This window comes from Bradyrhizobium cosmicum (assembly GCF_032290525.1).
Classification (GTDB): domain Bacteria; phylum Pseudomonadota; class Alphaproteobacteria; order Rhizobiales; family Xanthobacteraceae; genus Bradyrhizobium; species Bradyrhizobium cosmicum_A.
This window is the reverse complement of the sequence record NZ_JASXTA010000006.1, coordinates 129,967-142,655: the sequence shown is the minus strand read 5'-3', so window position 1 is coordinate 142,655 and position 12,689 is coordinate 129,967. Positions and strand designations below refer to the sequence as shown.

At 65.4% G+C, this 12,689-nt stretch carries 11 protein-coding genes; 1 reads left to right on the top strand and 10 read right to left on the bottom strand.

Going from position 1 to position 12,689, the window contains the following annotated elements; translation table 11 throughout:
- Positions 1-31: 31 nt before the first annotated feature.
- From QSV46_RS13335 to QSV46_RS13320, 4 genes are all read right to left on the bottom strand, one after another.
- Complete coding sequence (locus tag QSV46_RS13335; protein ID WP_314951430.1) at positions 32-859, bottom strand: outer membrane protein; 828 nt, start codon at positions 857-859, stop codon at positions 32-34.
- 226 nt (positions 860-1,085) lie between these two features.
- Positions 1,086-2,336: an MFS transporter gene (locus QSV46_RS13330; protein WP_314951428.1), complete on the bottom strand. Its 1,251-nt coding sequence runs from the start codon at positions 2,334-2,336 to the stop codon at positions 1,086-1,088.
- 315 nt (positions 2,337-2,651) lie between these two features.
- Entirely contained in the window at positions 2,652-3,995 is a 1,344-nt protein-coding gene (glmM, locus tag QSV46_RS13325; protein WP_314951425.1) for a phosphoglucosamine mutase, read from the bottom strand.
- 213 nt (positions 3,996-4,208) lie between these two features.
- Positions 4,209-4,376, bottom strand: a complete 168-nt coding sequence (locus QSV46_RS13320; RefSeq protein WP_314951423.1) for a hypothetical protein — start codon at positions 4,374-4,376, stop codon at positions 4,209-4,211.
- 106 nt (positions 4,377-4,482) lie between these two features.
- Here QSV46_RS13320 and QSV46_RS13315 point away from each other — a divergent pair, with 106 nt between their 5' ends.
- The gene (locus QSV46_RS13315; RefSeq protein ID WP_314951421.1) at positions 4,483-5,619 is read left to right on the top strand and encodes an alpha-hydroxy acid oxidase; all 1,137 of its coding nucleotides are present in this window, start codon (positions 4,483-4,485) and stop codon (positions 5,617-5,619) included.
- Between the two features lie 110 nt (positions 5,620-5,729).
- Here the strand turns inward: QSV46_RS13315 and QSV46_RS13310 are convergent, their stop codons facing one another.
- The 6 genes from QSV46_RS13310 to QSV46_RS13285 form a co-directional block, all read right to left on the bottom strand.
- Complete coding sequence (locus tag QSV46_RS13310; RefSeq protein ID WP_314951418.1) at positions 5,730-6,356, bottom strand: hypothetical protein; 627 nt, start codon at positions 6,354-6,356, stop codon at positions 5,730-5,732.
- A 74-nt stretch (positions 6,357-6,430) separates the two neighbouring features.
- Positions 6,431-7,270 (bottom strand): shikimate dehydrogenase, encoded by an 840-nt coding sequence (locus tag QSV46_RS13305; RefSeq protein WP_314951416.1) that lies wholly within the window; start codon positions 7,268-7,270, stop codon positions 6,431-6,433.
- A gap of 104 nt (positions 7,271-7,374) precedes the next feature.
- Complete coding sequence (locus QSV46_RS13300) at positions 7,375-9,114, bottom strand: SulP family inorganic anion transporter (protein WP_314951414.1); 1,740 nt, start codon at positions 9,112-9,114, stop codon at positions 7,375-7,377.
- A 110-nt stretch (positions 9,115-9,224) separates the two neighbouring features.
- A complete protein-coding gene (locus QSV46_RS13295) occupies positions 9,225-9,497 on the bottom strand; it encodes a helix-turn-helix domain-containing protein (protein WP_314951412.1) in 273 nt (90 codons plus the stop codon).
- 156 nt (positions 9,498-9,653) lie between these two features.
- Positions 9,654-11,702: an elongation factor G gene (locus QSV46_RS13290; protein WP_314951410.1), complete on the bottom strand. Its 2,049-nt coding sequence runs from the start codon at positions 11,700-11,702 to the stop codon at positions 9,654-9,656.
- 153 nt (positions 11,703-11,855) lie between these two features.
- A complete protein-coding gene (locus QSV46_RS13285; protein WP_314951407.1) occupies positions 11,856-12,335 on the bottom strand; it encodes a DUF992 domain-containing protein in 480 nt (159 codons plus the stop codon).
- Between the last annotated feature and the right edge of the window lie 354 nt (positions 12,336-12,689).

Below are 12,689 nucleotides of genomic sequence, written 5' to 3'. Positions count from 1 at the left end.
GTTAAGAGACGTTAAGCGATGAAGCGGACGATCAGCCCTTGGTGACGAGCGGCGGCATGTAGGCCGGCGGGCTGTTGAGATCCCAGCGCACGCCGAGCTTGACGTCGTGCGAGGTGATGTCCCTGACCTTGATCGAGGTCGGGCCGGAGGCGCTGTTGTCGAACAAGCGATAGTTGCCGGGGGCCGCGTCGCCGAGGTTCATGTAGCTGTAGGCCAGTTCGACGGTGAAGCCGGGGTTGACCTTGTAGGCGAGACCGGCATGGGCCGCCCAGGCAAGATTCCACTTCCCGTTATCGGCGAAGTAAGCGACGCTGTTGTTGAGCCCTGGGTTGTACGACACGCCGTCGTCGCGGAAGCCGCTGATCTTGTTGTAGGAGCCGCCGACACCGGCGCCGATGAACGGGGTGATGCACCACCAGGTGCCGAGGTCGACATAGGCGTTGGCCATGACGACCCACTCGGACTTGCTGCCGGTGTAGTTGTTGACGCCGACGAAGCCGGGTCCGACGACGTTGTCGCTGCCGTGCAGATTGGCCTTGCCACGGTACTGGCCGATCACGTCGGCACGGAACCAATTGTTGAAGCGATAGCCGACGCCGAGATCGAACAGCGGCGAAGAGTCGAAGCCGAGGCCCTCCGTCGACTTGGTGTACCCAGCCGGCAGGGCGCTGTCGATGCGCTTGGCGCTCTGGTTGGTCATGCCGACGTCGCCGCGGAGATACCAGCCGCCGAAATCGGCGGGCGGGGCCGGCGGCGCGTACATCGGAGGGGGCGCCGCGATCGGCATATCGGCGGCGAACGCCATCGACGAGATCAGGGATGCCGCACCCGCGGCAAGGAGAGACTTAACGCTACGCATTGGCTTCGTCCTTTTGGCCGGTGAGGCAAACACGCAGGCCTCACGTTCTGGAAACTCACGGGGGGACGATGGCACCAAATGTTTAAGCGCCACTTAACCCTAATTTTTAAGGTTGATTTTTTCTGACTACTCGCGCGGATGCGGCGTAAGCGTTGCAAAAATGCGGCGTTCGCGAAGGGCAATTACTAACGATGTATGAAGCCGCAATGCAGCGAAAGAAGATTTGTTAACGCGTGTGCCGCGGCAGCTTGGGCAGGAACACCGCGAGCAGGCCGATCGCCGGAAGGTAAGCGCAGACCTGATAGACGAACGCGATCGAGGTGTGGTCCGCGAGCTTGCCGAGCGCGGCCGCGCCGAGGCCGCCGATGCCGAAGGCGACGCCGAAGAACACGCCGGAGATCATGCCGAAGCGATGCGGCACCAGTTCCTGCGCGAACACAATGATCGACGACGTGGTCGAGGAGATGATCAGGCCGATGACGACCGACAGCACTGCGCTGGCATAGAGCCCGGCATAGGGCAATGCCAGCGTGAACGGCAGCGCGCCGAGAATGGAAATCCAGATCACGATCTTGCGGCCGAAGCGATCGCCAAGGGGGCCGCCGAGAAACGCCCCGACCGCATTCGCCGCGAGAAAGATGAAGAGATAGATCTGCGCGGCCTGCGTCGACACGCCGAAACGGTCGATCAGGTAGAAGATGTAGTAGCTCGACAGGCTGGAGACATAGAGCTGTTTCGAGAACAGCAGCGCGACCAGCACGAGCAGGGCGACCGCGACTCGGCGCGAGCTCGGCGCGCCGGGCTGGGTATGAACCGGCGCGGCCGTCCTCGTCGTGATCTGCGGTGCGTACCAGCGGCCGATACGCCAGAGGATGAGTATCGCAAGGAACGCGATCGAGGAGAACCAGGCGATGCTGCCCTGCCCGAACGGCACCACGATCAGCGCGGCCAGCACCGGCCCCATCGAGGTGCCGAAGCTGCCGCCGAGCTGGAACACCGATTGCGCAAAGCCGTAGCGGCCGCCGGAGGCGAGCCGCGCGATGCGCGCGGACTCCGGATGAAATACCGCGGAGCCGAGGCCGACCAGCGCGGCGGCGACGAGGATGACGAGATATTGGTGCGCGGCGCTGAGCAGCAAGAGGCCGAAAAAGGTCGAGGCCATGCCGATCGCCAGCGAATAAGGCTGCGCCTTCTTGTCGGTGTAGTGGCCGACCATCGGCTGAAGCAGCGAGGCGGTGAACTGGAAGGCCAGCGTGATCATGCCGATCTGCGCGAAGTCGAGCGCGTAGGTATCCTTCAGGATCGGATACACCGAGGCGATCAGCGATTGCATGGTGTCGTTGAGGAAGTGCGAGAAGCTGATGCCGGCGAGCACGACATAGGCCGGCCCCGCGGCCTTGGCGACAGCGGGGGCGACGTCGCTGACGACGACCGGCTCGGTCAGCGTTTCCTGTGAGACGACGACTGGCTTGTTCAAGGCAGCGATCCGGCGCGGCAGATTGCCGCGACAAGCTGATTACGATGCAAGGAGTGGTGGAACCACCGCCAATCGCAAATGGCTGGAATGCGCGGCCGGTTCTTCTGCGGAACAGCACGGCCTGCATGGGTTCGAGACGCCCGCTTTCGCGGGGTCCTCGCCCTGAGGGTTTAGGATGTCGCCGAGAAGCAGGAATCGTAGGGTGGGCAAAGGCGCGCTTGCGCCGTGCCACCATCGATCGAAGACTGCAACAGAAGCGGTGGGCACGCTTCGCTTTGCCCACCCTACCATACTACGGGCGCGTCGCGACGCGGCTCAAGCCGCAGCCTGGCCGAGCGCGGAGACGATGGTGTCGACGACGTCCTCGACCAGAATGCGGTCCTCGCCCTCGCCCATGACGCGGATCACGGGCTCGGTGCCGGAGGATCGGATCAGCAGGCGGCCGTGGCCGTTGAGGCGCTTCTCGCCGTCGGAGATGGCCGACTTGACGTCGGAATTGTCGAGCGGCTTGCCGCCCTTGTGGCGGACGTTCTTGAGAATCTGCGGCAGCGGATCGAAGCGGTGGCAGACTTCCGACACCGGACGCCGCGACCTCTGCACCACGGCCAGCACCTGCAGCGCGGCGACGAAGCCGTCGCCGGTGGTGGCGTAGTCGGACAGGATGATGTGGCCGGACTGCTCGCCGCCGAGATTGTAGCCGCCGCTCAGCATCTGCTCGAGCACGTAGCGGTCGCCGACCGGCGTGCGCACGAGATCGAGCCCCTGCCCGTTCAGGAAACGCTCGAGACCGAGATTGGACATCACGGTAGCGACGATGCCCGGACGCGAGAGGCGTCCGTCTTCCTTCCAGCTCTGCGCGATCACCGCCAGCAGCTGGTCGCCGTCGACGAGATGACCGCGCTCGTCGACCAGGATGACGCGATCGGCGTCGCCGTCGAGCGCAATGCCGATGTCGGCGCGCATCTCGCGCACCTTCTTCGACAGCGCTTCGGGCGAGGTCGAGCCGCATTCCTTGTTGATGTTGAAACCGTCCGGCTCGACGCCGATCGGCACGACGTCGGCGCCCAATTCCCACAGCGCTTCCGGCACCACCTTGTAGGCGGCCCCGTTGGCGCAATCGATCACGACGCGCAGGCCGTCGAGCGAGAGGTCGCGCGGCAGCGTGCGCTTGGCGAATTCGATGTAGCGGTCATGCACGCCGTCGATGCGGCGGGCGCGGCCGAGGCTCGCGCTTTGCGCAAGCCGCTTGTCGATGGGCTCGTCGAGCAGCTGCTCGATCTGCTTCTCGACGTCGTCGGAGAGCTTGAAGCCCTGCGGACCGAACAGCTTGATGCCGTTGTCCTCGAACAGATTGTGCGAGGCCGAGATCATCACGCCGAGATCGGCGCGCATCGACTTGGTGAGCATCGCGACCGCCGGCGTCGGCATCGGGCCGACCAGCAGCACGTCCATGCCGACCGAGGTGAAGCCCGCGACCATCGCATATTCGATCATGTAGCCGGACAGGCGGGTGTCCTTGCCGATCACGACCCGGTGACGGTGTTCGCCGCGCTGAAACGCAAGGCCAGCGGCTTGGCCGACCTTGAGCGCGAGCTCCGGCGTGATCAGTCCGTTGGCGCGGCCCCGAATCCCGTCCGTCCCGAAATATTTGCGGCTCATATCGTCCCCCAGCGCAACAACCAGGAATCCTCGTTGCAACCTGGCCCGAACGGGCCCCGCATCCCTGATTTGCTGAGGTGTTATAAAGCCATCGCGGCTAATTTGGCTTCAAAAAATATGATGAATCATTACGGAACCGGGCTTGCCTTCGCTCAAGTAACTCATTGTTAACATTATATTTCCGACGGAACGTCGAGCGGGAGGTAATCCCTCCTAGTCCGTCCGCTTCACATGACCGTCCCCGCGGCTCGGCGCCGGCTGGATGACATTGACTGGATCGGAGCCCGGAAAGGTCTCTTCAAGCCCCTCTTCAAGGGCGTCCTCGAGGGCCTGCTTCTCCTTGATCTCCTCCGGTGTCGGCTCGCTGTGCCGCCTGGTCATGGTGCCTTCCCCGCAAACGATTTGGCTGTGCATCCAACCATGCTAGATGACCCCTCAAACTTCCGATGCAAGACTTTCCGACAAAGACGGGCCGGGGAAAACGTCCATGAAGCACATCACCTGTATCGACGACCTTCGCGCGCTGCATCAGCGACGCGTGCCGAAGGCGTTCTTCGACTATTGCGACCGCGGCTCCTATGCCGAGGAAACGCTGCGCGCCAACCGCGACGACATGCAGAACATCAAGTTCCGCCAGCGCATCCTGGTCGACGTCTCCAGGCGCGACACCTCGACCACGATCCTGGGCGAGCCCTCGACCATGCCGCTGATCCTCGCGCCCGTCGGCCTGCTCGGCATGCAGCATGGCGACGGCGAGATCCACGCCTGCCGCGCCGCGCAGGCCGCCGGCATCCCGTTCACGCAGTCAACAATGTCGATCTGCTCGATCGAGGACATCGCTGCCAATGTCGAGAAGCCGTTCTGGTTCCAGCTCTACGTCATGAAGGACCGCGGCTTCATCAAGGCGCTGATCGAGCGCGCGATCGCGGCGAAATGCTCGGCGCTGGTGCTGACCGTCGATCTGCAGGTGATCGGACAGCGCCACCAGGACATCAAGAACGGCATGACGGTACCGCCGGAATGGTCGCTGTCGAAGCTGATCGACTTTGCCACCAAGCCGGCCTGGGTGTCGGGCGTGCTGCAGGGCAAGCGCCGCACCTTCGGCAACCTCGCCGGCCATCTGAAGGTCAGCGACGACATCACCTCACTGTCGACCTGGATCAACTCGCAGTTCGACACCTCGCTGAACTGGAGCGACATCGACTGGATCCGCTCGATCTGGCCGGGCAAGCTGGTGCTGAAGGGCATTCTCGACGTCGAGGACGCCGAGCTTGCCGCCAAGACCGGTGCGCAGGCGATCGTGGTCTCCAACCATGGCGGCCGGCAACTCGATGGCGCGCCGTCCTCGATCGAGGTGCTGCCCGAGATCGTCGACGCGGTTGGTGACAGGATGGAGATCATGTTCGACGGCGGCATCCGCTCCGGCCAGGACGTGACGCGCGCGCTGGCACTCGGCGCCAAGTCCTGCATGATCGGCCGCGCCTATGCCTATGGCCTCGGTGCCGGCGGCCAGGCCGGCGTCGCCAAGGCGATCGAGATCATCCAGAAGGAGCTGCTGACCACGATGGGGCTGTGCGGCGTCAACAAGGTCGACGAGATCGACGATCACATCATTGCGGTGTGAGATGCGCCGGGATCGAGCGGCAATAGCAGCTGTCGTCCCGGACAAGCGCAGCGAAGCGGAGCGCTGATCCGGGACGACATCGAGGATGGGGCAGCAGCGTCGCTGACACCTCACATCGGCGGGGTCAGGCCGTCGCGGCCGACGCTGACGCGGTTGGTCTCGAACGAGCCGTCCGGCAGCTGCTTCATGAAGGCGATGACTTTAGCGCCAGCCTTCAGGTCGGATCTGTCGCCGGGCACGAAGGTCACCACGGGCGTATTGTCGGGTACGAACACCTTCTTCTCGCCGTCCTTGTACTTCACCAGCAGCGTATGGCCGTCATTGCCGACCACGCTCTCCGACACTGTCGCGTTGGTCATGCTGGAGTTGGGCTTGAGGTCGTAGGGCCGCGAGCCCTCGCCGGTGCCGCGCATGCTTTCCGGAAACACGTGGACCTCGACCGCGTTCGCGGCGCCGTCCGGGCCCGGCACGGTGGTGGCACCGACGAACGAGCCGGCCTTGATGTCGGCGAGTGAAATCTTGGTAATGCCGGAGACGTTCACGTCGGGAGCGATGTGGAGCTTGACGTCCTCACCGCTGCGCGACTTGACCTGCATCGTGTCACCATTGACGCTTTCAATCGTGCCGCGCACGCGCGTTGGCACCGGCGCCCTTTGCGCAAGTGCCGAGAGGGTCGAGACGGCCACCATCGCGACGGCGATGAGCGGACGTGTGAAAGTTGCACGTTGAACAGACATGGTGGTCTCCGATTGTCCCTATGGTCCCTATGGTCCCTACGGACATAGAACTCCGGAGATTACGCGCTATTCTCTCAAGTCTTTGTGAGATCGGCCTCGACCAGTGCGCGCAATTCGGCCGTGACCTGCGGCCGCTGGCCAAACCACAGCTCGAAGCCGCGCACCGCCTGATGCAGCAGCATGCCGAGCCCGTCGGCGGTCTTCAGGCCACGCGCCTGCGCAGCCGCCAGCAGCGGCGTCACCAGGGGAGCGTAGACGAGATCGGCGACGACGGCCGCTTGCGGCAGGCGCGCGACGTCCACATCGAGCGAAGGCTGGCCGTGCATGCCGAGCGACGTCGTGTTCACGAGAAGTTTTGCACGCGGCAGCACATCCCCGATCGCGTCCCACGTAACAGGATGCACGTTCGGTCCGAACTGTCTTGCAAGCGTCTCGGCCCGCGCGATGCTGCGATTGGCGAGATGGATACGCTTGACGCCGCGTTCGAGCAGGCCGAACACGACCGCGCGCGAGGAGCCGCCCGCACCGAGCACGAGCGCCTCGTCCGCCTTGTCCCAGCCGGGCGCGCCGGCATCGAGATTGCCGATGAAACCCTCGACGTCGGTATTGGTCGCGCGCAGCTCGCCGTCTGCAAACCACAGCGTGTTGGCCGCGCCCACGGCTTTCGCGCGCCCATCGGGCATCGACAGCGCCAGCACGCCCTCCTTGTGCGGGATGGTGACGTTGGCGCCGACGAAGCCGCGCAGCGGCAGCCGCAGCACGAAATCTCTGAGATCATCGGGCGGCACGGCCTCGATGACGTAGCCGCCCTCGATCCCGAGCGTGCGCAGCCAGTAGTGATGGATCAGCGGCGAGCGCGAATGCGCGGCCGGCCATCCGATCAGACAGGCTGCGGGCGTCTTGGGCGCGATCATCTATTCCTCGGGTCGTGTGTCCGAGGGCGATCCATTTCGCGTCCCGCCGGCTCTGTCAAGCGCGCGACGCCTCGGCAGGGGCTCGACGTCAGGTCGTGCCCCCCTCACCGATCACGGGCCCGCGCCGCGCCGGCCTTGATGTCGGCAACCGCACGTTCGATCGTCTCGCGATAGCGCGCGCGCGGCGGCGTCACGCCATGGGTCAGCAATGCGCGGCGAACCGCGGGCGACGCTCCCGTGATGAACAGCCGGACGCCCTGGCGGCGGGCCTTGACGGCGACGCGGCCGAGCACGTTGGCCGCGGTCGAATCCAGGAACGGCACCCCGGCGAAGTCGACCACAAGACCCTTGCGCTGGTCGGCGATGCCGTCGAGCACGTTTCCGATTGCGGATGCAGCACCGAAGAAGAACGCTCCGGTGATGCGATAGACCAGCACGTCACGGTCGACCGCGAGCGCGGGATCGTAAGGCATGCGTTCGCCGTTGCCATCATCGGGACGGTCGTCCGCCACCAGCGGCGAGCGCTCCTCGATGCCCGTCATTTCCGCCATGCGATGGATGAACAACACCGCGCCGAGCGCGAAGCCGACCAGGATGCCTTCGGTCAGATCACGGAAGATGGTGAGCAGGAAGGTCGCGAGCAGCACGACGGCATCGCCCCATGACGAGCGCAGCAGCGTGGCGAATTCGTGCTTCTCGGCCATGGTCCAGGCCACCACCACGAGCACGGAGGCGAGCGCGGCGAGCGGGATGTAGCTCGCCAGCGGCGCCGCGATCAGCATGAACAGCAGCAGAAAGACCGAGTGCAGCATGCCGGCGAGCGGCCCGCGGCCGCCGGCGCGGATGTTGGTGGCGGTGCGCGCGATCAAGCCGGTGACGCAGATGCCGCCGAACAGCGCCGAGCCGATATTGGCGACGCCCTGTGCCACCAGCTCGCAATTGGAGCGATGACGGCGACCGGTCATGCCGTCGGCCACCACCGCCGAAAGCAGCGATTCGATTGCGGCGAGCAACGCGAACGAGATCGCGTCGGGCAGCACCGCCTGCACCTTGGCGAACGAGAACGCCGGCAAGGCCGGCGACGGCAATTCGCGCGGAATGCCGCCGAAGCGCGACCCGATGGTTTCGACCGGCAGCGACAATGCAGCGCACGCGACTGCCGCGAGCACGACCGCGATCAGGATGCCAGGCCAGGACGGCCGCCAGCGCCGCAACGCGGCGATGATGGCAATGCTGACCATCGCGACGACAACCGCGGACGGATTGATTGTGTTGAGGCCCCCGGCGAGCGCGACGAGTTTCGGAACAAACTCGCTGGGCTCCTTCCCAACCAGCGCGATTCCGCCGAGATCGCGGAGCTGGCTCGCGAAAATGATCACGGCGATGCCGGCGGTGAAGCCGACCGTGACGGGATAGGGAATGAACTTGATGTAGGTGCCGATCCGCAACAGGCCCGCGGCGATCAGGATCAGGCCCGCCATCATGGTGGCGAGGATGACGCCGTCGACGCCGTGCCGCTCCGCCGTCACCGCGACCAGCACGATGAAGGCGCCCGCAGGCCCGCCGATCTGAAAGCGGCTGCCGCCGAGCAGCGAGACGATGAAGCCGCCGACGACGGCGGTGTAGAGCCCGCGGTCCGGCGTCACGCCCGAGGCGATCGCGATCGCCATCGACAGCGGCAGCGCGACGATCGCGACCGTGAGGCCGGCGAAGACGTCGGCGCGGAAATCCGCGACGCCGTAGCCCTCGCGCCAGACGGTGACGAGCTTGGGAAGATAGAGTTCGGTAAAGGTCGGTTGACGAAGCCGGCCCAGCTTGCCCGCGTGTTCGCCCGTGATGCTCATTTCAGCAAAGTGCTCCGCTGCCCCACAACGCTCCGATGCATCGTGCGGCCGCGTGCTTCGGCGCGACGGTGCGTTAGTTCAGCCTGCTTTCGAGCATGACCATCGCAGGATCACGCCCCCACCCGGCGCGGCGGCCCCGGCTCCTTCAGCCGAACGCCGCGTCCGCCGCTTTCGCTGCGCGCCTGTTCGCCGATCAGCTCGACGCCGGCCCGCTCGAACGCGTCGACCACCCTCATCAAGGTCTCGACCACGCCGCGAACGTTGCCGGTGGAAGCCTCCATCCGCTGGATGGTCGGCAGCGAAACACCCGCAAGCTCGGCCAGGGTTCTCTGGTCAATGCCGAGCAGCGCCCGGGCTGCCCGCATCTGGAACGACGTGATCACCTTGGCCTCACGTATCAAAACTTATAAGTGATATCTGAGCTATGTACAATGATGTAAAATACATCATCTGAGGCCGAACGCAAGCCCTTAGTCTCTCCCCGCTCTTCGCGGGGAGAGGGAGTGAGAGGGTAGTGCTCTCAGCGTGATTCCCTTACATCACGCCGCGTGCTGGTGCGCGGCGATGATCTGGTCGGCGGCGCGCCCCGTGACTTCGGCCATGTGGTCGAACTGACGGGTGAAGCTGCCGGCACCGGCCGTCGCCGAGCGCAGCTCGACGATGAGCTCGCCGATCTCCGCTTCCGGCATCATGGCGCGGACGCAGTCCCAGCCGCTCCAGCCGTCGCGGGTGTCGAAGCCGAGGATCTGGCCGCGCCGCGCCGACAGGATCGCGTTGATCTTGGCGGTGGCGTCGGTCGGGCAGACGATCTCGACCACATGGATCGGCTCCAGCAGCACCGACTGGCACTGCGGCAGGCCTTCGTTGAGCCCGACCCGCGCCGCCGTGCGGAAGGCGAGGTCGGAAGAGTCGACGCTATGATAGGAGCCATCGGTCAGCGTCACCTGCACATCGGTGACGGGGAAGCCGAGCGGGCCGCGCGTCAATCCGTCGACGACGCCTTCTTCCACCGCGCCGATATAGTTGCGCGGCACGGCGCCGCCGACCACCTTCTCGGCGAACTTGAACCCCTCGCCGCGCGGCAGCGGCCTGATGTCGAGCACGACGTCGCCGAACTGGCCGTGGCCGCCGGACTGCTTCTTGTGGCGGCCGCGCTGGACGATCGGCTTGCGGATGGTTTCCTGGTATCCGATCGCCGGCGGATGCGAGGTGATCTTGACGCCGAAGCGGTCGCGCAGCCGCTCGCTGGCGACGCGCAAGTGCATCTCGCCCTGTCCCCACAGAACGGTGTCGTGGGTCTGGGCGTTCATCACGATGACGAGCGAGGGATCCTCCTCGTGCAGCCGGCTCAGCGCCTGGCCAAGCTTGACGTCGTCCTTGCGGTCGGTGGCCGCAACCGAGATCGCGAGCACCGGCGGCGTCGGCTCGAGCGCGGCGAGCGCCGCCGGCGGGGTCTTGCCGCTCGAGACCGTGTCACCGGTCTTGATCGGATCGACTTTGGCGAGCGCCACGGTGTCGCCAGCCTCCGCCGCGGCGCGCTTGGTGTCGTAGGCGCCATTGACAGCGAGGATGCCGGAGATGCGGCCCGCTCCGCCGGAGGAGGATTGCAAGGTCGCACCGTCGTCGAGACGGCCGGCGAGCAGCCGCGTCAGCGACAACTTTCCGCCGTGCTGCGAATGCAGCGTCTTGAAGACGAAGCCGAGCGCGTCCTTGCTTTCGGGCACCCCGAGACGCTTTGCGGTCTCCGCAACACCGGGCGCCTCGTGGCGCAGCGCCTTCATCAAACGCAGCACGCCGTTCTCGCGTGCGGCGGCACCCAGCAGCACGGGGCAGATCAGCCCGTCGCGTAATTCGCGGGCAAGATCGTCGAACACCGCATCGCGCGGCGGCTGGATGTCCTCGAGCAGTTGCTCCATCAGTGCATCGTCGTGGTCGGCGAGCTTCTCCAGCATCGAGAAGCGGGCCTCCTTCTCGCGATCGAGATTGCCGCCGTCGAGCGCGACTACCTCGGAGGCCTTGTGTTCGCGGTAGATGAAGGCGCGCTCCAGCGCGAGATCGACGAAGCCCTCGATCAGCTCGCCCTTCCAGATCGGGATCTGGCGCAGCACCAGCGGCACGCGGGAGGCGGGCTGCAGCATCGCGAGCGTCTCGCGGATACGCTCGTTGGCGCGGTCGATCTTGTTGAGGAACAGGAAGCGCGGGATCTTCAGCTCCTCCAGCTCGCGCAGGATGATCTGAAGCTGGGGCAATTTCTTCTCGTCGGCCTCGCAGACCACGATGGCTGCGTCGACCGCAGGCAGCGCGGCGCGCATGTCGTGGGCGAACTCGACGGAACCGGGACAATCGAGAAAGGTGTAGCTGTCACCCATGAAACTCGTGGTGGCGGCAGTGAGGCCAACGGTCATCTTGTGATGGCGGGCCTCCGGCGAGGCGTCGCCGACGGAAGTTCCGGCATCGACGCTGCCGGCGCGCGGGATCGAGCCCGTTCGCGCCAGTATTGCTTCGAGAAGTGTGGTTTTACCGCTTTGGAATGGGCCCACCAGCGCGATGCACCGTGGACCTCGGGGACTTCTGACGTCTTGTCCCATTCGCCGCCTCCTTTTGTGGAGCTCGGCCCATGATTGGGTCGGCAAGTGCAGATGCTCTGCCCGTCCCAACAATTTGGCAAGCATCAAACGTCGCTGCGGTGCGTCGTCGTGATCGCGCCGGTTTGAACGGCGCGATCGACGCACACGAAATCGTTAACGGCCCGGACGGAGTTCCAGGCTCTCGAGGCCGGCGGCGATGTTGAGGCCGACCTGGCCCTGCACGCTGAGCGGCTGGAGTGCGATCGAATTGTTGGAGCCGCCGACCAGCACGTTGCCGCCGAGGCCGACACCGATCGAGGCGCTGCCCTGCGCGCCGGCGTAATTGCCGGAGAGGTCGCCGGGGCCGAGCCGGTCGACCGGCGCGAACACGCCCCACGCCAGAGCCGTCTCCTGGGTGATGCCGATGTCGAGACCGACTTTGCGGATGGTCGCGACGTAACGGTCATCCGGCAAGCCGTCGGCGCGCAGCACGCAGCCGAGATTGGTCACCGATCCCACGATGAAGCCGACGCTGGCGCCGCCGCGGCATTCGAGCACGCCAACCCGCGCCATCCGCTGCTGCGCGCCGGCAACAGCGATGGAGACAACGAGACTGGCCGCAGTGAGGCCGGCGAGAAAGAACGGACGGCGCATGAAATATCTCCGGCGAATGATGTGGTGCGAGCAGAGAGAGCGCACTGCAAGCGGCACCATGGTCTATGCCACAAGAGTTTTGTGGGTACCAGATCGCACGGATCCAAAACCGGATTCGCGGAGGGAGCCCCTCACCCCACCCTCTGCCCGTAAGAACGGGCGAGGAAGCGAGAGAGCCGTGCGTCCCTCACGGTGCAAGCGAAACGACCGCCGGCGTTGCTAACACCTCTCCCCGCCCTTCTGCCGGGAGAGGTCGGATTGCGCAGCAATTCGGGTGAGGGGCAAGGCAGGATGTCCACCAAGGCCAAAGTCCATCCGGCTCGACCCCGTCGAAGCACCAATAAAAAAGGCCCG

Excerpts from the sequence above, each read along its gene's own strand:
- QSV46_RS13335 (WP_314951430.1), bottom strand. The coding sequence starts at position 859 with ATGCGTAGCGTTAAGTCTCTCCTTGCCGCGGGTGCGGCATCCCTGATC.
- glmM (WP_314951425.1), bottom strand. The coding sequence starts at position 3,995 with ATGAGCCGCAAATATTTCGGGACGGACGGGATTCGGGGCCGCGCCAAC.
- QSV46_RS13320 (WP_314951423.1), bottom strand. The coding sequence starts at position 4,376 with ATGACCAGGCGGCACAGCGAGCCGACACCGGAGGAGATCAAGGAGAAG.
- QSV46_RS13315 (WP_314951421.1), top strand. The coding sequence starts at position 4,483 with ATGAAGCACATCACCTGTATCGACGACCTTCGCGCGCTGCATCAGCGA.
- QSV46_RS13310 (WP_314951418.1), bottom strand. The coding sequence starts at position 6,356 with ATGTCTGTTCAACGTGCAACTTTCACACGTCCGCTCATCGCCGTCGCG.
- QSV46_RS13305 (WP_314951416.1), bottom strand. The coding sequence starts at position 7,270 with ATGATCGCGCCCAAGACGCCCGCAGCCTGTCTGATCGGATGGCCGGCC.
- QSV46_RS13300 (WP_314951414.1), bottom strand. The coding sequence starts at position 9,114 with ATGAGCATCACGGGCGAACACGCGGGCAAGCTGGGCCGGCTTCGTCAA.
- QSV46_RS13290 (WP_314951410.1), bottom strand. The coding sequence starts at position 11,702 with ATGGGACAAGACGTCAGAAGTCCCCGAGGTCCACGGTGCATCGCGCTG.
- QSV46_RS13285 (WP_314951407.1), bottom strand. The coding sequence starts at position 12,335 with ATGCGCCGTCCGTTCTTTCTCGCCGGCCTCACTGCGGCCAGTCTCGTT.